Annotated in this window: 19 protein-coding genes, 1 tRNA gene and 1 pseudogene; 4 read left to right on the forward strand and 17 right to left on the reverse strand. The window is 61.3% G+C overall.

Features of this window, described 5'->3' with window-relative positions; genetic code table 11:
* From ACRCSW_RS13710 to ACRCSW_RS13735, 6 genes and pseudogenes are all read right to left on the reverse strand, one after another.
* Positions 1 to 3,670: hypothetical protein (locus tag ACRCSW_RS13710; RefSeq protein WP_438705920.1), on the reverse strand; the 3,670-nt coding region annotated here is incomplete at its 3' end.
* Positions 3,671 to 3,678: 8 nt separating this feature from the next.
* Positions 3,679 to 4,089 carry a PAAR-like domain-containing protein gene (locus ACRCSW_RS13715; RefSeq protein ID WP_438705921.1) on the reverse strand — a complete coding sequence of 137 codons (411 nt, stop codon included), beginning with the start codon at positions 4,087 to 4,089 and terminating at the stop codon, positions 3,679 to 3,681.
* Entirely contained in the window at positions 4,086 to 5,306 is a 1,221-nt protein-coding gene (locus tag ACRCSW_RS13720; protein ID WP_438705923.1) for a DUF2169 family type VI secretion system accessory protein, read from the reverse strand. The genes ACRCSW_RS13715 and ACRCSW_RS13720 overlap by 4 nt, the downstream gene beginning before the upstream one ends.
* A gap of 6 nt (positions 5,307 to 5,312) precedes the next feature.
* Positions 5,313 to 7,595, reverse strand: coding sequence for a type VI secretion system Vgr family protein (locus ACRCSW_RS13725; RefSeq protein ID WP_438705925.1), 2,283 nt, complete (start codon positions 7,593 to 7,595; stop codon positions 5,313 to 5,315).
* Positions 7,596 to 7,931: 336 nt separating this feature from the next.
* Positions 7,932 to 8,048, reverse strand: a pseudogene (locus ACRCSW_RS13730) (IS6 family transposase); the annotation flags it as partial.
* Between the two features lie 193 nt (positions 8,049 to 8,241).
* Positions 8,242 to 8,318: transfer RNA gene (locus ACRCSW_RS13735), tRNA-Arg, on the reverse strand.
* Positions 8,319 to 8,496: 178 nt separating this feature from the next.
* On the opposite strand from ACRCSW_RS13735, the gene ACRCSW_RS13740 reads away from it, so the two are divergent.
* On the forward strand, positions 8,497 to 10,677 hold the full coding sequence (locus tag ACRCSW_RS13740) for a S8 family peptidase (protein ID WP_438705927.1): 2,181 nt from the start codon (positions 8,497 to 8,499) through the stop codon (positions 10,675 to 10,677).
* Positions 10,678 to 10,730: 53 nt separating this feature from the next.
* Here the strand turns inward: ACRCSW_RS13740 and ACRCSW_RS13745 are convergent, their stop codons facing one another.
* The 11 genes from ACRCSW_RS13745 to ACRCSW_RS13795 all read right to left on the reverse strand — a co-directional run bounded on the left by ACRCSW_RS13745 (position 10,731) and on the right by ACRCSW_RS13795 (position 20,625).
* Positions 10,731 to 11,951, reverse strand: coding sequence for a cysteine desulfurase (locus ACRCSW_RS13745; protein ID WP_438705928.1), 1,221 nt, complete (start codon positions 11,949 to 11,951; stop codon positions 10,731 to 10,733).
* Positions 11,944 to 12,540 carry a YIP1 family protein gene (locus ACRCSW_RS13750; protein WP_438705929.1) on the reverse strand — a complete coding sequence of 199 codons (597 nt, stop codon included), beginning with the start codon at positions 12,538 to 12,540 and terminating at the stop codon, positions 11,944 to 11,946. The genes ACRCSW_RS13745 and ACRCSW_RS13750 overlap by 8 nt, the downstream gene beginning before the upstream one ends.
* Positions 12,537 to 13,016 (reverse strand): YIP1 family protein, encoded by a 480-nt coding sequence (locus ACRCSW_RS13755; protein ID WP_438705931.1) that lies wholly within the window; start codon positions 13,014 to 13,016, stop codon positions 12,537 to 12,539. Before ACRCSW_RS13755 ends, ACRCSW_RS13750 begins: the two co-directional genes overlap by 4 nt.
* Complete coding sequence (sufD, locus tag ACRCSW_RS13760) at positions 13,013 to 14,308, reverse strand: Fe-S cluster assembly protein SufD (protein ID WP_438705933.1); 1,296 nt, start codon at positions 14,306 to 14,308, stop codon at positions 13,013 to 13,015. Before sufD ends, ACRCSW_RS13755 begins: the two co-directional genes overlap by 4 nt.
* On the reverse strand, positions 14,308 to 15,063 hold the full coding sequence (gene sufC, locus ACRCSW_RS13765; RefSeq protein ID WP_438705935.1) for a Fe-S cluster assembly ATPase SufC: 756 nt from the start codon (positions 15,061 to 15,063) through the stop codon (positions 14,308 to 14,310). The genes sufD and sufC overlap by 1 nt, the downstream gene beginning before the upstream one ends.
* 27 nt (positions 15,064 to 15,090) lie before the next feature.
* A complete protein-coding gene (locus ACRCSW_RS13770) occupies positions 15,091 to 16,767 on the reverse strand; it encodes a glycosyltransferase family 2 protein (RefSeq protein WP_438705937.1) in 1,677 nt (558 codons plus the stop codon).
* 18 nt (positions 16,768 to 16,785) lie between these two features.
* The gene (locus ACRCSW_RS13775; RefSeq protein WP_438705938.1) at positions 16,786 to 17,103 is read right to left on the reverse strand and encodes a heavy metal-binding domain-containing protein; all 318 of its coding nucleotides are present in this window, start codon (positions 17,101 to 17,103) and stop codon (positions 16,786 to 16,788) included.
* 24 nt (positions 17,104 to 17,127) lie between these two features.
* On the reverse strand, positions 17,128 to 17,478 hold the full coding sequence (locus tag ACRCSW_RS13780; RefSeq protein WP_438705939.1) for a hypothetical protein: 351 nt from the start codon (positions 17,476 to 17,478) through the stop codon (positions 17,128 to 17,130).
* Positions 17,471 to 18,994, reverse strand: coding sequence for a Fe-S cluster assembly protein SufB (sufB, locus tag ACRCSW_RS13785; protein ID WP_438705941.1), 1,524 nt, complete (start codon positions 18,992 to 18,994; stop codon positions 17,471 to 17,473). The genes ACRCSW_RS13780 and sufB overlap by 8 nt, the downstream gene beginning before the upstream one ends.
* A 40-nt stretch (positions 18,995 to 19,034) precedes the next feature.
* Positions 19,035 to 20,078 (reverse strand): cysteine desulfurase family protein, encoded by a 1,044-nt coding sequence (locus tag ACRCSW_RS13790; RefSeq protein WP_438705943.1) that lies wholly within the window; start codon positions 20,076 to 20,078, stop codon positions 19,035 to 19,037.
* Between the two features lie 85 nt (positions 20,079 to 20,163).
* Positions 20,164 to 20,625, reverse strand: a complete 462-nt coding sequence (locus ACRCSW_RS13795) for an Rrf2 family transcriptional regulator (protein WP_438705945.1) — start codon at positions 20,623 to 20,625, stop codon at positions 20,164 to 20,166.
* 176 nt (positions 20,626 to 20,801) lie between these two features.
* On the opposite strand from ACRCSW_RS13795, the gene ACRCSW_RS13800 reads away from it, so the two are divergent.
* Genes ACRCSW_RS13800 through ACRCSW_RS13810 form a run of 3 tightly spaced genes read left to right on the forward strand, consistent with a single transcriptional unit; the run spans position 20,802 to position 22,313 of the window.
* The gene (locus tag ACRCSW_RS13800) at positions 20,802 to 21,461 is read left to right on the forward strand and encodes an alpha/beta hydrolase (protein ID WP_438705946.1); all 660 of its coding nucleotides are present in this window, start codon (positions 20,802 to 20,804) and stop codon (positions 21,459 to 21,461) included.
* 1 nt (position 21,462) lies between these two features.
* Complete coding sequence (locus tag ACRCSW_RS13805; protein WP_438705948.1) at positions 21,463 to 21,732, forward strand: hypothetical protein; 270 nt, start codon at positions 21,463 to 21,465, stop codon at positions 21,730 to 21,732.
* Complete coding sequence (locus ACRCSW_RS13810; RefSeq protein ID WP_438705950.1) at positions 21,729 to 22,313, forward strand: HD domain-containing protein; 585 nt, start codon at positions 21,729 to 21,731, stop codon at positions 22,311 to 22,313. The genes ACRCSW_RS13805 and ACRCSW_RS13810 overlap by 4 nt, the downstream gene beginning before the upstream one ends.
* The last annotated feature ends 225 nt before the right edge of the window (positions 22,314 to 22,538 follow it).

The following is a 22,538-nucleotide window of genomic DNA, read 5'->3' on the forward strand; positions in this document are numbered from 1 at the left end:
GAAGCGGGCGGAAGCTCTCGGGCTCATAGTGCCAGGTGACCGCCTTCTCCCAATCCGGCCCGGAGGCGCCAAGCGGAACCTCCTGCGCCAGAAGATCGCCATCCCAGAGATAGGCCATGTCCGGCGCACGACGACCTCGTGACACCTCGGCGCCGGAAACTTGCCGCTTCCACAAACGGCGGCCGAAGGCATCATAGCCATAGGCCCAGACCGAACCGTCGGGTGTGGTGCAGCCGACAAGACGGTCACGCCCGTCCCAGCGATACCGCCAGCGTTGCGACCGGAAGCCGCTGCGCTCTACGATACGCTCGCTCACGCGGCCGCGTTGATCATACGTGAGGCCGATCCGCTCACCCCGCGGCCCATGCGCCTGTCGCACCCGTCCGCCCGATGAGATCTGCCAAGGCGTCAGAACCAACGGCGGCCCGGCTGCAGAGCGGCGAACCGGCATCTTAGAGATGCCGTCCGGCCCTGCCCCTTCCGAACCGAGCAAGTTAAGCGCCGCGTCATACTCAAAACGCTCCGCATGTCCGTCGCCGAAGCGGGTTTCGGTCAGTTGGCCGTTCTGGTCGTGAACATGCCTCCGTTCGCCGAAGTGGTCGGCAATCGAAACAGGTTCGTAGGCGCGGCTCCAGCCATAGGCGCGCTCCACCATCTCTGGCAAAGCACCCGCCATCGGCTGCACAGGCAAAGCTGGACCGGACTTGCCGGCGCGCTGCTGCGTCAACTGACCCATTGCGTCAAACGACTGCTCCAGCACAAAGCCCTTCGTACCGTCGCGACGGACTTCGCGGCCCATCGCATCGCGGCTGATTGTCAGGGTTTTCATGCCACTGATCGCGAGGGATTTCAAAGCTCCGAGCGGATCATAGACCATTTCGGAAAGCCGTGTCCCCGGCGGCGGTATGATAGGACCAGTGTCGCCGATCGTCTCGCCAAGTGACGCGATCTGATAGGGTCGCAGCCAAGGGCCGACTTTTCTCTCAGTCCTGTTGCCGCAGCAATCGTAGGCGCTGTCAATGCGGCGTGAGCCGATCACCGGCCCCGTGATCCGTTCCGAGATGATCCGCCCCATCTTGTCCCGGTCAAAGACAATCCGAGCCTCGGCATTCTCGACGCTTTCCAGCAAGCCGGTGAGATCGTATTCATAGCGCGTGCTGCTTATGAGAGGGTTTCGGGGGTCGTCGGCGTTAGGCTCGACGAGTGCTTCTTCGGTAATCAGCCCCGAAGGGTCATAAGTATAGCGCATAATGACGCCGTCGGGTTCTTCTCGCTCGATCACCCGGTCTGCAGCATCATAGGCATAGGAAATGCTGCGATCGTCGAAATCGGTCTCGCGGATGACGCGACCAGCAGCATCGCGCTCGAACGTCCAGAACAGACCTTTCTGGTTCTCGATGCGAACCAGGCGTTCCAGCCCATCATAGTGGAAGCGAACTGCTCCGCCGCGCGCATCCTTGACGCGGGTAAGCAGATTGTTCGGGCCGAAGCCGAAACTGTAGGTCGTCGTGCGTCCTTCCGCATCGGTGACCTTTGTTTCACCCGCCGAGGCGCTTACGCTGATAGCAGCGCCGTCAGGCCGGGTCAGACGTGAGGGCTTGTAGAAATCGAAGCCCCGCTGGTCGGTGTAGTCAAGCCGTGTTTCCGCGCCCGACGGATCACAAATCAATATGACGCGATTGAAGCTGTCATAGGTAAACTCTGTCTTTGCGCCGCGATAATCGATCAATTCAACAAGGCGACCGTAGTCGTCATATTCTCTTACTTCCAGCAGGCCGTCATGGCGCATGATGCGCAGCGGCTGCCCCAAATGGTTATTGACGATATCCGTCCGGTGCCCAAGCGGGTCTTGTACTGCCACAAGATTTTCGCGTTCGTCATACTCGTAGTCCCAGGAGCTAGCGTCGTTGTCGATCGCGATCTCAAGTTTGCCCGAAGCTGTCCAGTAGTAAGTGTTCTCGCGGCCTGCCGGATCGGTCACTGACTTAACGTTGCCACGCACATCATAGGTGTAACGCGTCGCATTACCTTCGGCATCCACCTCGGCTGCGACATTGCCGGTCTCGTCAAACAGCGTACGCTTGAAATGACCAAGCGCGTTGGCCTCAGCGCGCACGTTCTTCATGTCGTCAATATAGAACTTCTGCAGCTTCTCCGGGTCACCCCCCGGAAAGTAGGTCGTGATCCGATTGATGTCATCGTACTCGAAACGGTCACCATTATAGGGGCCGTTCGTTACCGTACCAACAACGCGGTTCTCGTCATCGTAGCTACGCGACGAGCGATATCCATGATCCTTGATAGTATCGATCAGTCGGTTCTTTCCATCATACTTATAGGTCAGAGTGGTCGCATAGGGCGCTTCAAGCCGAACAAGATTGGATCGATCGTCATACTCATAACGGGCAATCGCCTTGCGCTGACCGTCGGGCGCAACGAGATGCGCGGCAAGCCGTAGGCCGCGCGCTATGTCATTGTCAAAGTGTACAGACAGCCCTTCCGGATGATCAATCCGCTCAAGAAGTCCTTCTGCGTCCCGGCGAAGAACAATCCGTTCTTCATTCTTGTTCTCGATACCAACAAGACGCCAGGCGCCATCTTTGTACTTCTGGAACAGCTGTGTCAGGCCTTCTTCCACCATGGCAAAGCCGCGCATTGGCAGCAGTTTCAGCGTCATGTAACGCAGTGTATCGCCTTCGGTCACAGCACCCGGATTCGGTGAGGGTTGGTCAAAGAACACAGGGTCCAATTCGTCGTCAAGATACTTGAGGCGGCCATCCTCTTCCCTGGTGATGACCGCATCGAGTGCAGACAGGCGGTTCCGACCGAGCGGGCCCATCGTACCAGATTGGCCGTCGAATACGCTGTCCAACGAAAACGGAATACGACCGGGAATTGAGAAGACGGTTTCTACGGCGACTGGCGAGCCTGTCACGACATAGGTGGGGTTACCTGTGTTTCTACAGCTTCTGCCACGACGCTTGCGACTCGCACGTCGCTTAATCCGCTCTTGAGCTCTCTTTCGTCCCTCACGCAGCTGCCTCAAGAGTCTCCTTCTCCAATAACGACCCAAGGCTTTTTTAAGCCCTTCGCCGGCGAGCCCTCCAAGCTGACCGGCCTTATTTGGCGACAAAAAATCCAACAGCTGCTCGGCGGTCGACGTATAGATGCCGTACCCCCTTAGATATGCTCCACCTTCTAAGATTGTACTATTGAATCTGTGCTGCCCACTCATTTCATCCCAATTTGGGATAATCCCCGACCAATACAAAATCGTATCATTCCGAACAGCCTCAAAAGAATCAATTACGCCCGCTTGCTCTGCAACCATTAAGTCAATGGTAGATTGAAGCTGATCTGCCTCAGCGTGCCTCAGATCATCAGTTAGAGCTTCTATTTGGGTCGGATCCGTTTCACCTTCAAGAAAGTCTTTGATTTCATCAATTTCAGCCTGAGCATCTGCAATTTCTCTCTTCTTTTCAGCGATGAACTCTTCTAACTCCCTCTTGATTTCCTGTTCTTCTGGATCTAGCCCGTCATTAACTCGCCCAGCCGCATTTCCGTCAACAACAGAATTGTTGTCAGCACCGTCATTATTCGTGACTGGTACGACTCCACCCCCCGGGAAGTGGGGGTCATAGAAAGGTACTAATGGATCATCTTGTGGCACTTACCACCTCAAGCGTGCGGGATAGTTTCAGTGCTTTTTTGGCGCCTCGGCTCGACAGCACCATAGTCGGGTCGGTTGACCCAAGCAGGATCACCGTCACGAACAATAGCCCAACCTTCCGAATAGATCGTGCGCTCGGCGACACGGACATGAGAAATAGACTTGTAGCCCGGCACCTTCACGCCCTTAAGCGTACCTGGCTCATGACCGATCGTTACAGTAGCACGGCTGTTCAGCTGGAAATCAGGATCGCTGTTGTTGCGCACAGTGCGCGACACGCGTGCAGCTGGATCAAGAAAGGCGATCGAATTATATGGCACAGCAACCTTACCGCTTCCCATAGGTGTCCAGCAAACATCTGGCGCGATCGAGTAGATGAAGTGGGTACCGTCCTTTCGGGCGGATATCGGAACATTCATGACGCTGGCTCCATCTGAAAAAACTGGTCGCAGGGTTCGCCGCATTCCGAAGGCGTCAATGCGGTACGGATGGTGATATCCTCCTTCGCCAATTCAGCGTGCTCCGCCGGCGAAAGCCAGGCAATGTCGATCGACTCCGTGTCAGCGCGGTGAAAGGCAGTCCGCCACGTTAGACTGACGCGGCAATCGAACAGATCATCTGCGGCAATGTCGAGGTAAATCGTGTCGAGAGCCGGACGAACGAAGTGGTCGGTTCCGTCGGCCATTGCGAAGATCAAGATCGGATCGATCTCTGGTATGTCAATCCTGGTCTTGCCCCCGCCAGACCGGAGATTGAGCAAATCAACGGCGAATGGTGTGGTCAGATAGTCGCGTGCCGATCTCAATCCGTCGGGCGCGGAATTGTTGAAAGCAAAGTCATAATCCGGCGGCCAACGCGGCCAGATCGTATCAATCCAGTTCTGGTCATAAGTGCCCGCGAGTGGTAGGCGAGGTAGCCACGCGGCGGGAATCGGACCGAGTCCGGCGGGGCGATACTGCGTTCTGTGAGAGACTATAGGTTCGTTGATCGCTTCGATCTGCGGCGCTGGCTGCTTCTCCAAGTGGTCGGTCCAATCCGGATCGATCAGACCGCAGCCGATCGGGTTATGAGGATAAGCCTCGATATGAGGTGCTGCGCTTTCATCGATCTTCTTCTCGATCGTCCCGCCAAAGGCATACTCGTATCTCATGGGCACTGACATCGCTGGCTCCGGCTCGGTGAGTTTCCAGCCGGAGAACCATTTCCGATGTTGTCGCCAATCTTCCTTTTCGCGTTCCGTGAGGTTCCGCCGCCACGTCGGTTCCCAGAAGCGGGGGCCTAAAACATTCACCGCCTTCTCAACGATAGATCCCGCTGCGTCGACAACTTGAAGCCCCGCACTCCATTGACGCAAAGGCTTACCCTTTGGAGCATGCGCGACTGCGTTGACGATAACATCGGTCACAGGTTTCCAAGCAACAAAATCTGATGGGTGTTTCAGAGCGCTCTCATTAACCACACCATGCGGCACGTCTGTGAAATTGAAGGGCTCTTGTTCGGCTGCCAGTATGCACTGGCCATCCTTGGTTATATCAAACGTAGCCTTCAGCATCAAAACACCAAACTCATATCCGCGATTGTCCGTGTTGGAAAATCGCAAATGCGCCAATGACGTATGGTTCAGAACCACAGTCATGATAGGTCAGTTGAGATCAATGACTTTGCCGATCTGATTGAACGGCCCTTCAGCTTCAAAATGGAATTTCTTGCCTTTGATTATGATTGTCCCATCGCTTTTCATGATAAGAAAAGAGCGGCCAGGCTTATCGTCCTTGGCTCCAACTTCGATAACAAACTCTTCACCAACCGTAATTTTATGAACTTTGCCAACGTTGAGATAGTTAGTTTGCCCCACATTGGTAACTTTTGATACCCCGACTTGCTGGACATCTGCGATGCCGACAGATCTGGTGTTGAAGGAGCCGATGACGGTGTTCATCATGCCGGGCAGGCCCGAAAGGATGCCGCCCGCATCCTCGCCCACCTGCGCGGCGTTCTTGCGCAGGGCATCGCCCGCATTGGCCGTGGTGTCACCGGAGGAGACGACGCCCTCACGGCCAGAAAGGCCCCCACCGGAGAAAAACCCGAGCGCCGAGCTTGCAAGGCTCATCGCCATGCCGCCAAGCGCTACCGCCTGAGGGCCGCCCGCGCCCGCCACCGCGCCTGCCTGGGTTAAAAGTCCTGCCGTCTGCGGCGCAAGGCTCGCAAGCTGGCTCATGAGGCCAAGCGCTTGCAAGCCCGTCCCGCCCACCGTCAGGTTCATCGAATTGCCGATTTCGGTCTTCTGGTTCTGCCCTACCTCGACCGAGCGGTTCTGGCCGATGCTCGCAACCTCATTGGCTTCAACGCGCTTCGCACGGTTGTTCAGAACCTTGGTCGTCTGATCCTTCGAGGCATGCATGAACAAATTTTCATTGCCCGTGGCATCCTCGAATGTGAGCTCATTGCGCCCCTCGCTCTTATAACTCTTGGAGCGGATCACCATCCTCGTCTTGTCAGCAGGCAGATCATAAGGAACCTTCTGCGTTGTGTTTGGCACCACGCCGGTGACCACCGGTCTGTCAGGGTCACCATCGAGGTAGCTGACCATCACCTCCATCCCGATCCGCGGGATCACTTGGGCACCGAAGCTGCCACCAGCCCAGCTTTGCATCACGCGCACCCAGCAGGTATCTGATCCGTCCTTCTTCGCGCGCCGATCCCAGGGGAACCAGAGCTTGATCCGGCCGTATTCGTCCGGGTGGATCTCTTCGCCCTCTGGCCCGGCGACGATCGCAACTTGCGCGCCGTCGATCCGGGGCCGGGTGGTCCGGTGGCCCGGCGTTGCCGGCACACCGGCAGGGATCGCAAGGAAGCGGTTCTCATATTCCGGCTGGTTCGCCACGCTTTCATAGCTCGTATCGACCGAGGTATGCTCGATCGCCAGGATCACGTGGGGGTCGAAGGTGTTATCGGGGTTGGCAACATCGTAAGGTGTGAACTTCGCGCCGACCGCAAGGGTACGCACGGTCGACCCACCCTCGACCCGCGCATGTTCGGCCTCTTGCGCCTGCATGCGCAACTTGACGGCCCGCTCAACCGCGCCGTCCTCGATCCCCTCACTCGCCCGGCCGCCCGAGCCATAGCCCGCCAGAATCGGGTATTCATAGCGCTCGTAATTGCCGTTCTTCGGCAGGCTCACGAGGGACGGCGAGGCACCACCTGGAACCTGGCCAGGCGTGGTGAAGTTCCAATCCGCCCCAGCATACTTGCCTGGCAGGTAGCGGAAGGTCGTCTCAAACCGAGTGATGTGGTTGCGGTCGGTCGAACCATGGGCAAAGCGCACGTCCTCGCCGCCAGTATAGCCTGTGGCATGGCTGGCAATATGCATCTGGTGCGATCCGGCTTCGTGGGTCCACCAGTAGAAGAGCCCGTCCTCTTCAAGCCGACGGGTCAGAAAGTCGAGATCGGTTTCGTTCCACTGGACAGAATAATGCTGCTTGGGCACCTCCCCCACCACGCCGTCGGTCACCGGGGCCGCGATCCCATGTTCGCCCAGAAGCTCCACCGCGACATCAAGTGCGGACTTGTCCATCCAGATCCGGCAGTCCGAGGTCTGCGACAAAAGCCAAACATCGGGCCGTAGTACCAGTTCGTAGTGGCGTAGACCCCGCGTCTGTCGGGGGCCAGCAATCAGATCGGTGACAATCGCGTTCCAGGTCCGTCGCTCACCCGCACCAAGTTCAACCGAGACATCAACCGCCTTGCCCAGAAGATCCCCCGCCCGAAGATCCTGGTTCTTCGAGCGCACCGCAACCCGGCCCTCGAAAAGCTCCGATATCCCCTCCCGCCACGTCAGCTTCTGCGCCAGAAGAACATCCGCTCCGAGCGGGCTATCGACCTTAAGTATTCGTTCCGCTTGAATGAAATCGGATGGTGCGTTCATCGACAACCTCAGGTTACACGATTCAGCTAAACGACTATGATATAGAAACTTGCTAGGGCGTCATCTGTGAAAGCACACGCGCAAGGTGCAGAATTCCTTACCCGCGCTAAACCATAGGGACATCTCCCGTCTTGGATTATCTCAGATCCATGACAGTACTGTGTAATGCTCTCGGGTGGCCGCTACAGGGTGCTGGCAGACTAGTGCGAGCTCGTCTCTGTTTGCCCAAACCCGTCGGGCCTCAGGCTGTGCAGAGTAGACGCCACTCGGCGAGAGCGGCAGCACGGTTCAGCTTGAAATTCCGTCGGTTGTGGAGGGTGCGCTCCTGATTGAAACGTGCAGAAGGTCCTCGACGTTGCGCAGGGAGAGCGGGAACCGGATGTACATCATCACCGCCAAGCGGATGATCTCGGGCGAGGTCTTGAAATAGCGGAAAGGGGAGCGTTGGGTCATTGCCAAAGCTAGACGGACGCCCTGCCCGCCTCAAGCCAGTTTCTTCTGACAGAGCCTTTTGCGGTTGCTTTCCCGCAGTCAGCGATCCGTCGTCTAACGAGGCGCCTGATCTTTGACTGCCTGTACGTTCTGGCATGTCGCGGGCTGGCGAGACAGCCTGCAGCAGCACAAGTCATTGATTTTCAAGGAGAAATGGCGCACCCGACAGGATTCGAACCTGTGACCTCTGCCTTCGGAGGGCAGCACTCTATCCAGCTGAGCTACGGGTGCCTGAGGCCGTCCTTAGCCGAAGGCCGTGCCGGTTTCAACGGCAAACGGTTGTGCCGCCAAAAGCGACGGGGTGTAACGGTAGAGTTTGGAAAATTTGCCACAAAGACAGCAATGTCTTGACCGAATCTGTAGTTACCGGCGGAGTAACACATAGTCACAATTCATCGAGGAGACTGCCATGCCCTCCCCCATGCCGCCCCACCCCCGCCGGAAGTCCTCGTTGCTGCTGTCGTTGTCGTGCCTGGCGCTTTTGGCGGCCTGCGGCGGCGGGGAGGAAGGTGATCCCCTCGGCGATTTCTACACGATCACCGCCAGCCCCGGCGGATCCGGGACGTTCGGGTCGTACTTCATGGCGTCGATCACCGACGAATGGCGCGCAGCGGCGGCAAGCTTCCGCGATAACTCCGCCCGCTTCCGGCTCCAAAATGGCACGTTCACAGTGAATGGCAGCCCGGTCTTCGGAAACCCACTCCATTCGTCGCGGGTGGACTACGCGCATGCTCTCGGTCTGTCTGGCGCTGGTCAGGTCATTGCGATCGTCGACGCAGGGTTCCGGAGAACTCATGAGGCCTTTGCAGGCAAGTCGATCACAACGAGCGGCAACCCAGGCCTGGACGAGCACGGAACGCAGGTGGCATCAATCGCGGCTGGCAATTCTCCGAGTATGGTGGGCGTTGCACCCGGAGCTGACCTAGTATTAAGTAACTGGGGAAACAACAACTTCGCCAACTTGGCCGTTGCCGCAGATGCCGCTCGTCTGCGGGGGGCTGTGGCCCAGAACAATTCGTGGGGCTTTACCTTGGCTTTCGCGAACCAGGCGGGATATGATTCAATCTTTGCTAACTCTGCCGGGCAAACTTGGCTTACAGCTCTCGAGAACTATGCCGTCAACAACGGCGTAGACAGCGGCGTCGTCATCTTTGCCGTCTCGAATGATCGAAATGCCACGACTGCAGGCCTGATGGAGGCGCTACCGATATTTGAGCCGGGCCTCACGCCGGGCTGGCTAGCGGTAGGAAACGCAATCCCTATCTTCGATGACAACGGCGTAAACGGGGCCCAACGGGTCTCGGCCCCCTGCCTAGGTGCTGCGGCCTGGTGTCTGATGGCCGATGGTTACTGGGTATCAGCAAGTGACACGTCCAACACCGCATATGCTGAGGGCACCGGTTCGTCTTTCGCGGCGCCGCAGGTTGCCGGCGCGCTTGCTCTGTTGGCGGAAGCGTTCCCAAACCTGACACCACATCAGCTGCGGGCACGCATTCTGGCCTCGGCAGACAATACATTCACCGGTTTTAGCAATGCAGGTACAGGTGTTGTCGACGTTGACCCAGGCGCGGGCGTCTTCAATCACGAGTATTCCCTCGAATTCGGCCACGGTTTCCTTGATATCCGTGCAGCACTCCTCCCGATCGGCGTGACCACCTTGGCAACCGCTGACGGTGGAAAGATCACGACCGAAGACTTTGGTTTCTCGACGGGCGGCGCGATGGGTGACGCTGTCACTAGCAGCCTTGAGGGGATCAACCTTACGGTAACGGACCAATTGGCCGGTGGCTTCAATGTCGCTGCGAAGTCTTTCGCTTCGGCGGCCGAGCCTGAGCCGCTGGCCGTGGCTGTCGCCGCGCGGGCCTTCAGCAAGGACTATGAAGTCGAGCGGACCAAGATGCTGAACCCGCTGGCCGAGACCTTTGCCTCGCATCCCGGTGCAACGCTGGAGCTGAACGGGCCGGACGGGCGGACGCGCGCTGCCGTTCTGGTCAGCGGCGGTGACAGCTATGGTGTCGCGGTTTCGCGGACGCTCACCGACGGTGACTTCAAGGTGGACGTTGGCGTCAAGCTGGCGCGCGACAATGGTTCGCTCATGGGCTTCAGCGACGGAAACGGTGCCGGTGGTGCCGAGATGGCAGCGCTGACGTTGGGGCTGTCGCATGACGTCGGCAACGGCGGATTCTTCGCCCTGTCGGGCGAGATTGGCGTGGCCGATCTTGGGGCTCCGGCAGCGATGTCGGCGGTGTCCTCGGCCAACTTCAACAGCGTTGGTCTGGACATCGGCAGCCGGAGCGTTTTCGCCAAGGGCGACCGGCTGGCCCTTGGCGTTTCGATGCCCATCGCTGTCACTTCGGGCTCGGCCGAAATGATGGTCCCGGTTTCGCTTGGCGAAGGTCGCACCGAGATGCGGTCTGTCGGCATCGATCTGGCACCGGAAGAACGCCAGATGGACATCTCGATCAGCTATCAGGTCCCGATGGGCGACAACTCCGAGATGATGTTCGAGGTGGTCCATGCCGACAACTATGGCAACCGTGCGGGCATGAGCGACAGCGCTGCGGTTATCGGGATGAAGTGGTCGTTCTAAGCGGTTGACTTCAGTACAGGGCGGCCCGGGCTTCGGTCCGGGCCGTTTCATTTTCAGGCGAAAAGCTCATGCGCCAGGTCCAGCGCCGAGACCAGCGCGTCGACCTCTTCGACCGTGTTGTAAAGCCCGAAGGATGCCCGGCAGGAGGCGGTGACGCCGAGGTGCTCCATCAGCGGCATGGCACAATGGGTGCCAGCGCGGACGGCGATGCCGCGTTTGTCGAGGATGGTCGAGATGTCGTGGGCATGGGCGGCGCCTTCCAGCGTGAACGAGAAGATCGCCCCCTTCCCCGCCGAATTCCCCTGCACGTTCAGCCAGTTGAGGCCGGCCAGACGGTCGCGGGCATAGTCGCGGATGCTGCCCTCATGCGCGGCGATGTTGGCCATGCCGAGGCCCATGAGGTACTCCAGCGCCACGCCAAGGCCGATCTGCTGGACGATGCCGGGGGTGCCCGCCTCGAACTTCATCGGCGGGTCGTTCCAGGTGACCCGGTCGCGCCCGACCTCGCGGATCATGTCGCCGCCGCCGAGGAAGGGGCGCATTTCGGCCTGGCGCTCACGCCGGATATAGATGCCGCCCGACCCCGAGGGGCCGTAAAGCTTGTGGCCGGTGATCGCATAGAAATCGCAAGCCAGAGCCTGGACGTCGACGGGCATGTGGACCGCGGCCTGAGAACCATCCACCAGCACAGGGACACCCTTTTCCCGCGCACCCCGGCAGATCGCGGCGATATCGACCACGGTGCCAAGGACGTTCGACATGTGGGTGACGGCGACAAGCTTCGTCTTCGGGCCGATCGCGTCGATCACCGCCTGCGGGTCAAGATCGCCGTTCGCGTCAACCTCGACCCATTTCAGCACCACCCCCTGCCGTTCGCGCAGGAAATGCCAGGGGACGATGTTGGCGTGATGCTCCATGATCGAAAGCACGATCTCGTCGCCGGGTTGCAGGCGCGGCGCGGCCCAGGCGTAGGAGACGAGGTTGATCGCCTCGGTCGTGCCGGTGGTGAAGACGATTTCCTCTTCCGAGGCGGCATTCAGGAAGCGGGCGATGATGCCGCGCGTGGCCTCGTACTTCTCGGTCGCGACGGTCGACAGGTAGTGGAGGCCCCGGTGGACGTTGGCGTATTCGTGGGAATAGGCCCGCGTGACCGCGTCGATCACGACCTGCGGCTTCTGCGCCGAGGCGCCGTTGTCGAGATAGACCAACGGCTTGCCGTTCACCTGCCGCGACAGGATCGGAAAGTCGGCGCGGATGGCCTGGACGTCATACATTCTGCACGAATACCTCTGGCCCGACGATGGCGACCACAACGGCGCCCACGACAAGACCGGTTACGATGGCCACGGCGATCATGCCGGCGAAGACCGCCCAGCGGGACGCAAAACCGTGAAGCTCGGCGATGAAGCTGGTCATCAGCCACAGCGAAAGGACCAGGCTCGCAAGGCCGATCACCACGGCAATGGGTGGCGAAAGGAGGGTGGCCAGCAGCTGCAGAAGTTGTAGCCCAAGCAGCAGGGTCTGCAACCAGACCACGATCAGAAGCGCATCGGGGAAACTGCCCCGCCCCCCGAAAGCGTGCCCGACCCTGTGGATCAGAAGCACCGTCACCGCGAAGACCAGCCATTGCATAACCGCCGCGCGGATCGGGCTGGCGGTCATGAAGGCAGTCACGGGGTCAAGCGCTTCGGGCTGCAACCCCACCTGCACGGTCAGAAGCATCGCCGAAAGCACCGCGACGAGAAGAAGCCCAGCCGTCCGCGCCACCATCGGGACATCTTCGGCCAGAAGCGCACGCGTGGCCTCGCGCGGGTCCTGCAGGGTAAGCTGCGCGAGGGAAAGGAGGCGATCAGACAGGGTCATCCGCGTTCAGCCTCATGCAACATCGTCAGCCAGAGCCAGAGGAACGCGATCCCGGTGATCGTGCTCACCAGCCAAAGCGCGGGGCCGGGCCCCATCATCCCGGCTACCATGCCCTGCAGCAGCATCAGCGGACTGACCGTCGCGAGGGCCCAGAAAAGTGCGACGCGGGCGGAGTACCAGCTGCCCTGCCCGCCCAAGGCGCGCGCAACGATCCGGCTGAGCGCTGCCAGCGCATACCAGACCGGGATCGTTGCAAGCACCGCAAGGGCGCGCGCCAGGATGCGCGGCGCTGCCGAGGGCTCGTTGGCGAAATAGGCATCGCGCGCAGCGGCGGGCCATTGGCCGATGAAGGTCAGGATCAGGAAAACCAGAAGCAGCGTGAAGGCAAAGGGTTCCGACACCCCGCGCGCCAGATGCCGACGAAGCGCCGCGCGTGGCGCCCGCCAGGTGGCGACCATGTCGGTGGACACTGTCATCCCTTAGACCCATGGCGTGCCAGCCAGCGCTCCAGCCGCGCTCGGATGTCTTCGGCGATCCCTTCGTCCGCGATTTCCTGGATCGCCTCGGCGAGGAACGCCAGCACCAGAAGCGCCTGCGCCGTCCGCCGGGGCACCCCGCGCGACCGAAGGTAGAAGAGCGCCGTCTCATCGATGGCGCCGGAGGTCGAGCCGTGGCTGCACTTCACGTCGTCGGCGTAGATCTCCAGCTCGGGCTTCGCGAGGAACTGGCTGTCCTCGTCCAGAAGCAGCGCCTGGCTGATCTGGTAGCCATCGGTCTTCTGTGCGCCGGGTTTCACCAGAATCTTGCCCTGGAAGACGCCCGTCGCCCCGTTCATCAGCACTTTCTTGAAGACCTGACGGCTTTCGCAGGATTCGGCGGCATGGGTAACGAACACGGTGTCGTCATGGTGGAAGTCGCCGTCCCCCACAATGGCGCCCGCCAGATGCGCGCGGCCCTCTGGTCCGGTCAGCTCCACCACGGCCTCGTTCCGCGTGAGACGCCCGTTCGCAGTCAGCGTGAAGGACCGCATTTCCGAACGCGCACCAAGGCGGGCGAAAAGGTGGGTCATCGCCCGGCGTTCATGGTCACGGCCCTGGACGCGGATATGGTGGAAGACCGCGCCATCGGCGATATCAACCTCCATCACCTTCGAGAAGCGGGCGGCGGCGGGGCCGCTTTCCAGAAGCGTGAGTTCCGCACCCGGGTCAAGCTTCACGCAATGATGGAGGATCGCATCTGAAGTCTCTGATACGTGACGATAAACCAGCGTAACCGGTTTGGCGGCCTTGCCCATGACATGGACAAGAACGCCGTCGGTCGCGAACGCCGTGTTCAGCGCGGCAAAGGGGCGTGCCACGGGGGTCTGCCCGCGCGCCTCAAGTGCTCCGTAAATCGCTTGCGCCCAGTGGATATCGGCTGCACCCGCCTGCGAGAGACGCTCGATGCGGACCCCGGCAAGGGTCAGGTCGTCCGAGGCGACAGGGTCGAAGACGCCATCAACGAAGACGATCTTGAGCCCGTCCATGTCCTCGAACGGGGGGGTCTCATCACCCGCCTCAAAGCGCGCGGCTGGCGGGGCTTCGGGGGCATTCAGGCTCGCCGGGTCGGTGTAGCGCCAGTATTCGTCGCGGCGGGCAGGCAGGCCCATGGACTGAAGCCGCGCCAGGGCCTCGGACCGCACGGTGGCAAGCCAACCCTTGCCAGCGGGCAGCGAAAGCCGCTCGAGCCGCGCAGAAAGCGCATCTTCCTTTGCCTTTGGCAGCGGCATCAACCCACCTCGCCCAGAAGATCGGCGTAGCCGTTGGTCTCGACCTCCAGCGCCAGCTCCGGCCCGCCGGTCTTGACGATACGCCCCGAAGCCATGATGTGCACGACGTCCGGCTGGATATGGTCGAGAAGCCGCTGGTAGTGCGTGATGACCAGGAACGACCGCCCGGCATCGCGCAGCGCATTCACCCCATCCGCGACAAGCTTCATCGCATCGACGTCCAACCCCGAGTCGGTTTCGTCGAGGATGCACATCCGGGGTTCCAGCATGGCCATCTGCAGGATTTCGTTGCGCTTCTTCTCGCCGCCCGAGAAGCCCACGTTGACCGGGCGCTTCAGCATCTCGGCGTCGATCTTCAGCTTCTTGGCCTTCTCGCGGATCAGTTTCAGGAAGTCTGCCGCGGTGATCTCCTCCTCGCCACGGGCCTTGCGCTGCGCGTTGAGCGCCGTGCGCAGGAAGGTCATATTGCCGACGCCGGGGATTTCGACCGGGTACTGGAACGCAAGGAACAGCCCCGCTGCGGCGCGTTCCTCGGGCTCCATCTCCAGAAGCTCCTGCCCCTCAAGCTTGGCCGAACCTTCGGTCACCTCATAGCCGTCGCGGCCCGAGAGGACATAGGACAGCGTCGACTTGCCCGAGCCGTTCGGCCCCATGATCGCGTGCACCTCGCCCGGGCCGATCTTCAGATCGACACCGCGCAGGATGACTTTATCCTCGCCCTCAAGTTTGACGTGCAGATTGTTGATTTCAAGCATGTTTTCGTTCCTGAAACTAAAGGGCGTCTAGCGCGGATCGGTGAACCAGCCGATCGCCTGGGTCATCATGCCCGGCGGGATCGGCCCTGGGGTGACGGTAAAGCGGGCCATGCGGCCGACCATTTCTTCCTTCCGGGCAAGCTCTTCGACGCCGTGATAGTAGCGCCGCTTGGCATAGTCGTCGAAAAGCACCGTCGTCGGCCGCTTCGCCCGCAGCATCACGGTGACAAGACACGCCGCCCGGAAGCGCCCGTCGATCAGCACCAGGTCGGGCTCCTGAAAATCGGGCCGGTCCCAGACCGACAGCGCATAGGCGTGGAACTTGCGGAACTCACGCGGCCGCATCGGCACGCCCCAGGGGCCGGTCACGCCGACATCGGCATAGTGGACCTTCGCGTGGTCCGAGATCGTTGCCAGCTCGGCTGCCATCCGCTCGGCCCAGGCCTTGTCGCTTTCCACGCTGATCACCGCGCGGCCAAGCCTCGCGGCCAGGACCGTGGACCCGCCCGATCCGTATTCCAGGATCGTCTTGGCCTTCTCATAATGCCGCTCGACGAACCGCCGCTCTTTCGGAGCGAAGGTCAACTCGAACGTGGGCGCCTCGGTTTCCTGCTCCATCTCAGCTTCCATGCCGCGAATGACCTTCTGCATCGGTTGGGGCGCACCCTCAGGCGAGCCGATATCCTCGGCCTCGACCTGCTGCAAGGCCTCGGCGACCAGCCGGTCCGCATCGGTCTTTGCCGCGGCCACCGCCGGAATGGCAAGCAGGCGGTCGATCTCGGCCGTGACCGCAGCCTCCCAGTGCAGGATCGAGCGATCCTCGGCCTCGTTCCGGTCAAAGCGCGAGAAATACGTCTCGGTATAGCGCTTCCGCCCGGACTGCGTTCCGCTTTTCAGGTAACCGCGCCCCCGCATCTGCTTCAGCCGGAAGAACTCGGGCGTCCGGACGGCGTAGTGGTTGATCTGAGCAAAGGCAGCCCCCGCCTCGCGGCGCGCGGCGATATTGGTGCGGCCAAGCGGCTTGCCCGCGAGCCAGTCGAGGTTGCGCGGCTCGTCCGTGAGGAGCGGCTTGCCGTTGCCGCCCAGGAAATCCTGCGGGCGAAGCGTGTGACCCGGCGCCAGAGCAGGCCGTTCCTGCCCGATCCTCGCAAAGCCGGTCACGGCGGCGGACTTGCGGAAGAAGGGCTTCGTCTCAAGATTGGCCACAAACCGGGGTTCCGACGCCCGGTCGAAATCGGACGAGATGAAGCGGCCCGGGAAATGGTCATGCCCGTTGGTCCCAAAAAGCCGCCAGTTCAGCATGATCCCCTGCGCGAGGCCCAGGGCTGCCACAAGATCACCCACCGTGCGGTTCCCGCAGGCGACGTTCAGGAACTCGTCGGCATCAAGCCAGCCGTACCAAGTGCCGTCCTGATAACCGACCTTGGCCTCGAACGCCGCCAGCGCCGCCTCCAGCGCGGACTGGTCGGGCGCGGGGTTCGTGGGCAGGTAGGTGATGGCCCCCGCCCCCTCAAGCGCGGCGAGGAGCTGGTCCGTGCCGTCGCTTGACGGATTGGCGCAGATCACGATCCGGTCGATCCCGATGACCCGGTGATAGGCCACCCACTCGAGCACGAACGGCGCCTCGTTGCGCATCGCCGAGACGAGGACGGTTTCCGACCGGTCCTTGGGTTCGGGTCGCTGAGCAGTCGAAGCGCGGGCCATGTTCTTGCGTATCGGGCCTCAGCCCACCTCGATATCGACGGCAGTGCCAGAGGCCGTGACCATAAGCATGTTGTTGATCACCTCGTAGTCGAGGTCGACCCCGACCACAGCCCCCGCCCCAAGCTCTCGCGCGGCCTCTTCCAACTCGACAAGCGCCGTCTTGCGAGCCTTTGCCAGCTCCTCTTCATAAGCCGCCGAGCGCCCACCGACGACATCACGCACCGCCGCAAAGAGATCGCGGAAGATGTTCGCGCCAAGGATCGCCTCGCCCGTCACGATCCCGTGGTAGCGGGTGATCCGGTGGCCTTCCAGCGAGGGGGTGGTGCTGATGATCATTTGTCGTGCCTCATCGCCTACGTGTCAGTCCACCGTACCAGTCACAAAACCGAGCCCTAGCAACGCGTAGAACCAGCCCAAACAAAACAAACCAAAGGGGCTGAACATGCGTGCGAAAAATCCGCCGAATGCAGAGTAACTACCGCCCAACAGACGTTCACGCTCATAAGAAGAAAAAAGCACCAAGAAGAGCGAAATGGTCAGCCAAAAGTGCAGCGGGAAGTAGACGAAGAAACTCAACACGAAGCCCGCCAAACCATAACCCACAAGCGCAAACGGTATGAAGAGACTTCCGACCGCCACTCCTACGATGGTCGACTTAAATCGTCCTGCCGTAACGAACCAACCCTCGTACTTCAACATGAAGTCAACCAACGCTGCCCTCCAGGCTGATCGCGACCAGGCTCTGCGCCTCCATCGCGAATTCCATCGGCAGAGCTTGCAGAACCTCCTTGCAGAAGCCGTTCACCACCAGCGCCACGGCCTCTTCCTCGTCCATGCCCCGCGAGCGGCAGTAGAACAGCTGGTCGTCGTCAACCTTCGAGGTCGTCGCCTCATGCTCCACGCGGGAGGAGTTGTTGCGCACCTCGATATACGGCACCGTATGCGCCCCGCACTTGTCGCCGATCAGAAGGCTGTCGCACTGGGTATAGTTGCGGCTGTCCTTGGCCTTCGGGTGCATCGAAACCAGCCCCCGGTACGTGTTCTGCGCCCGCCCCGCCGAGATACCCTTCGAAACGATCCGGCTCTTCGTCCGCTTGCCAAGGTGGACCATCTTCGTCCCGGTATCGGCCTGCTGGGCATTGTTCGCGATAGCGATCGAGTAGAACTCGCCCTGAGAGTCGTCGCCGCGCAGAATGCAGGACGGATATTTCCAGGTGATCGCCGACCCGGTCTCGACCTGAGTCCACATCACCTTGGCCCGGTCGCCCCGGCAATCGGCCCGCTTGGTGACGAAGTTGTAGATCCCGCCAAGGCCGTTTTCATCGCCCGGATACCAGTTCTGGACGGTCGAGTATTTCACCTCGGCATCCTTCAGGATCACGATCTCGACCACAGCAGCGTGCAACTGGTTCGTGTCGCGCTTGGGTGCGGTGCAGCCTTCCAGGTAGCTCACGTAGGACCCTTCGTCGGCGATGATCAGCGTCCGCTCGAACTGGCCGGTATTTTCCGCATTGATCCGGAAATAGGTTGAAAGCTCCATCGGGCAGCGGACACCCTTCGGGATGTAGACGAACGAGCCGTCCGAGAAGACCGCAGAGTTCAACGTGGCGAAGAAGTTGTCGGTCGGCGGGACGACGCTGCCAAGGTACTGCTTCACAAGCTCCGGGTGTTCGCGCACGGCTTCCGAGATCGAACAGAAGATGACCCCGGCCTTGGCCAGCTCTGCCTTGAACGTGGTCCCGACCGAAACGCTGTCGAAAACCGCATCGACGGCCACTTTGCGGGGCTCGGCCTCACCTTCAACTCCGGCCAGAAGCATCTGTTCCTTCAGCGGAATCCCAAGCTTGGCATAGGTCGCCAGAAGCTTCGGATCGACCTCATCCAGGCTTTTCGGCTTCTTGGCCATGCTCTTCGGCGTCGCGTAGTAGAACTGGTCCTGATAGTCGATCTCGGGGTAGTTCAACATCGCCCAGCGGGGCTCTTCCATCTTCACCCAGCGCTGGTAAGCCGCCAGCCGCCACTCCAGCAGCCACTCCGGTTCACCATTCTTTTGCGAAATCAGCCGGACGATGTCTTCGGACAGCCCCTTCGGGGCGTAGTCCATCTCGATATCGGTTTCCCAGCCGTATTTGTACTTCCCGGCCATCGCCTGGACAGTCTCGATCGTCTCGCGGTCCACGCCCTCACGGACGTCAAGCGGCTCGGTCGTCTCCAGAACGGCGGTCATTGGCCCATCCTATAAGTTTGGCCCATGCGGGCCCTGGCTTTCACGCAGCCCGCGCGCGGGCTTTGGCATAGGCGGCGGTCCAGGCTTTCGCGAACCGCCCCACATCGTCTTTCGTCACCCCCGGGCCAATCGAGACCCGGATCGCCTGCCCTGCCCGGGCTTCGTCAAAGCCCATCGCGGTCAGGACGCGGCTGGCCCGCACTTTGCCGCTGGAGCAGGCCGAACCCGCCGAGACGGCAAACCCGGCCAGATCCATCGCCATCACCTGAGTCTCGCCTTTCCAGCCGGGAGCGATCAGGCAAAGCGTGTTCGGCAGCCGGGGCAAACCATTCCCGACTGAAATAGTCTCAATTGTCGCGGTGGACAACTCTGATTCTAGAATATTTCTAATTTCGGCGACTTCGTCCCAGACGCCGTTGGCAAGGTCACGGGCGGCGGCCTCTGCGGCGGCTGCAAAGCCCGCGATCCCGATCAGGTTCTCGGTTCCCGCCCGGCGCCCCATCTCCTGCCCGCCGCCTTTCAGCTGCGCGGGCACCTCGATCCCCTGCCGCACGACCAGCGCACCGATCCCTTTCGGCCCGCCGAGCTTGTGTGCGCTGATCAGGCCCATCTCGGCCCCGAGCCAGTTGAAGGGAAAGGGAACTTTCCCGAAGGCCTGCGTCAAGTCGCTGACCGCAAGACCCGCTGGCAGATCCTGCAGGATGCCCGTCTCGGAGTTGGCAAGCTGCAGCGCCGCCCGCGCCGGATCGGCCACGGTCACCCGGCCCTGCCCATCCACCGGCAGATCGGCCGCGCACCAGGCCAGAACCGCATCATGCTCGACCCCCGCGCAATGGAGCCCCCGCCCAGCACAAGCCAAAGCCGCCGCCTCGGTCGCGCCCGAGGTGAAGACCAGATCCGCCCCCTCCGCCCCCAAAGCTGCCGCGATCTTCGCCCGGGACCGCTCCAGCAGCCCCTTCGCGGCCCGCCCCTCGGCATGAACCGACGACGGGTTCCCGACCACCTCCATCGCCTCAACCATCGCGGCCTTCGCCTCGGGCCGGAGGGGCGCGGTCGCGTTCCAGTCAAGGTAGACCCTGGTCACTCGCAAGCTCTTTCATCTTTGTCCAAGTATCCTGCGGGGGTCCGGGGGTGCAAAACCCCCGGCGCTTGGCAAAGGAACAAGCGTCTCATTCTTCATCCACCACGCGGAAGAGGTTCGGCACCGCCGGACAAGGTGTCAGATCATTCTTTACCACATCCGAAAGCCGCACCTGATGCAGGAAGACGTACACGTTGGCCGAAAGCCCCTCCCACAGCCGGTTCGTCAGGCTCTGCGCCCGCGACCCCGACACCGCGCCCGAGGCCCCGGCCCCGGTGTGCATCGCATCCACGGTCTCCTCAACCGCCTGCATCACCTCGGAAATCCGGATCGCATCCGGGCTCTTGGCCAGCTTGTAACCCCCGCCGGGCCCCCGCACCGCCTCCACCAGCCCCGCCCGGCGCAGTTTCACGAACAACTGCTCCAGATAGGGCAGCGAAATGTCCTGCCGCTTCGAGATTTCCGCAAGCGACACCAGGTCATCGCCCTTTGCCAGCGCGAGATCGGCCAGCGCCACCATCGCATAGCGCCCCTTGGTCGAAAGTTTCATCGCCGCCTCCTGCTGCCCATCCACCGCCCAAGGGCGTAACTGCATTGACGCCGCCCGCGGCGCACATTACCTCAGACCAACCCCAAAAAAGCTGGCTTCGGCCACTTTAGAACGGTTCTATTTTAGTCGAGCGAAAGCGTCAAGAAATCGCGCGCTCCCCTCATGAGAAGAGGCCCATGCCCGAGGTTATCTTTGCCGGTCCCGACGGACGCCTGGAAGGCCGCTACCATCCGCAGAAGGACCGCGACGCGCCGATTGCGATCATCTTGCATCCCCACCCGGCCTACGGGGGTACGATGAACAACAAGGTGGTCTACAACCTGCACTATGCCTTCTACAATCTGGGCTTCACGGTCCTCCGTTTCAACTTCCGTGGCGTGGGCCGAAGCCAGGGCGAATATGACCAGGGCATTGGTGAGCTTTCCGATGCCGCCTCCGCGCTCGATTACCTGCAGGCGATGAACCAGAACTCCAAGCAGTGCTGGGTCGCCGGCTTCTCGTTCGGCGCCTGGATCGGCATGCAGCTCCTGATGCGCCGCCCCGAGATCACCGGCTTCATCTCGGTCGCCCCGCCTGCGAACCTCTACGATTTCAGCTTCCTTGCCCCCTGCCCGTCCTCGGGCCTGATCATCAACGGCACCGCCGACAAGGTCGCCCCCCCGAAGGACACGAAGTCGCTGGTGAACAAGCTCCATGAGCAGAAGGGGATCACTATCACCCACACCGAGATCGAGGGGGCGGACCACTTCTTCAAGGACGAAGAGGCCCATATGCAACCGATGATCCAGACCGTCAGCGACTACGTCCGCCGCCGGATGACCGAGGCGACGCGGTAAGATGTCGAGGCTTCAGGAACTGGCCGATCAGCTGGCTGAAGACGTCCTCGCCGCCGAAGTCGAGCTTGACGACGATACGTTCTGGGAAAAAGTGGCCCGCGTGGTGCAGGCCGCCTCGCCCACCTTTCAGGAGGCGTTCACAACCTCGATCCGCGTCCGCCTCGCCGAACGCCGCGGCCGCGACTTCCTGGAAAAGGCGCTGGCCGCCAAGCGGGGCGAAATCGAGGAAGAGCCCGTCGCACCCATCGACATGGGTGGCATGGGCCATTGAGCGACCGGCTGGAAGCCCAGTTCGCCTTCCTGAACGAGGCCGACCGGCTGAAGCAAGTCCTGCGCGCGACGACATTGGTCGATGGCTCGCGGCCCGAGAATTCCGGCGAACACAGCTGGCATCTGGCGCTTTACGCGCTGGTCCTGTCCGATCACGCCGGGCCGGCGGTTTCGATTGACCGGGTGATCCGGATGCTCCTGATCCACGACCTGGTCGAGATCGACGTCGGCGACGTGCCGATCCATTCCGCAAACGGCGCGGCCCATGCAAGTGTTGAGACGATGGCGGCCGAAGCACGGGCGGCCGAGCGGATATTCGGATTGCTCCCGAATGACTTGGCGCGCGATCTTCGTGCGTTGTGGGAAGAGTTCGAGGCGGCCGAAACCCCGGACGCGGTCTTTGCCAAGTCCCTGGATCGGGCGCAGCCGGTGATGGCCAACCTGATGTCCGGTGGGGGGACGTGGGCAACCTACGACGTCACCTTTGATCAGTTGGAAAGCCGGGTTGGGGTGAAGATCGCAAAGGGTGCGCCGGGCGTTTGGTCGTGGGTCCGCGAGAAGGCCCGCCCGTGGTTCGGCTGACCCTCCTCGTTCGACTTCGTCTCCTCGTCGGAGGCGGCGCCAGCGAGGAGTGACGAAGTCATCGACGAGCGGTCCCGCAAGACCAGCGACATGTCGGTATACAATCGCATACCGCCCTTCCCAAGCCTGTGCTTTTCCGCTAAGACGCCCGCAACCGAATCCCACCAGCGAGAGGTCGAGCCATGTCGAAGATCAAGGTAGCCAACCCCGTCGTCGAGCTCGACG

This window comes from Tabrizicola sp. (assembly GCF_051645465.1).
GTDB lineage: Bacteria > Pseudomonadota > Alphaproteobacteria > Rhodobacterales > Rhodobacteraceae > Tabrizicola.

Coding starts and splice junctions, on each gene's coding strand:
- ACRCSW_RS13795 (WP_438705945.1), bottom strand. CDS start 20,625: ATGAAACTTTCGACCAAGGGGCGCTATGCGATGGTGGCGCTGGCCGAT.
- ACRCSW_RS13745 (WP_438705928.1), bottom strand. CDS start 11,951: ATGTATGACGTCCAGGCCATCCGCGCCGACTTTCCGATCCTGTCGCGG.
- ACRCSW_RS13800 (WP_438705946.1), top strand. CDS start 20,802: ATGCCCGAGGTTATCTTTGCCGGTCCCGACGGACGCCTGGAAGGCCGC.
- ACRCSW_RS13725 (WP_438705925.1), bottom strand. CDS start 7,595: ATGAACGCACCATCCGATTTCATTCAAGCGGAACGAATACTTAAGGTC.
- sufB (WP_438705941.1), bottom strand. CDS start 18,994: ATGACCGCCGTTCTGGAGACGACCGAGCCGCTTGACGTCCGTGAGGGC.
- ACRCSW_RS13805 (WP_438705948.1), top strand. CDS start 21,463: ATGTCGAGGCTTCAGGAACTGGCCGATCAGCTGGCTGAAGACGTCCTC.
- sufC (WP_438705935.1), bottom strand. CDS start 15,063: ATGCTTGAAATCAACAATCTGCACGTCAAACTTGAGGGCGAGGATAAA.
- sufD (WP_438705933.1), bottom strand. CDS start 14,308: ATGCCGCTGCCAAAGGCAAAGGAAGATGCGCTTTCTGCGCGGCTCGAG.
- ACRCSW_RS13770 (WP_438705937.1), bottom strand. CDS start 16,767: ATGGCCCGCGCTTCGACTGCTCAGCGACCCGAACCCAAGGACCGGTCG.
- ACRCSW_RS13720 (WP_438705923.1), bottom strand. CDS start 5,306: ATGACTGTGGTTCTGAACCATACGTCATTGGCGCATTTGCGATTTTCC.
- ACRCSW_RS13775 (WP_438705938.1), bottom strand. CDS start 17,103: ATGATCATCAGCACCACCCCCTCGCTGGAAGGCCACCGGATCACCCGC.
- ACRCSW_RS13715 (WP_438705921.1), bottom strand. CDS start 4,089: ATGAATGTTCCGATATCCGCCCGAAAGGACGGTACCCACTTCATCTAC.
- ACRCSW_RS13755 (WP_438705931.1), bottom strand. CDS start 13,016: ATGACAGTGTCCACCGACATGGTCGCCACCTGGCGGGCGCCACGCGCG.
- ACRCSW_RS13750 (WP_438705929.1), bottom strand. CDS start 12,540: ATGACCCTGTCTGATCGCCTCCTTTCCCTCGCGCAGCTTACCCTGCAG.
- ACRCSW_RS13740 (WP_438705927.1), top strand. CDS start 8,497: ATGCCCTCCCCCATGCCGCCCCACCCCCGCCGGAAGTCCTCGTTGCTG.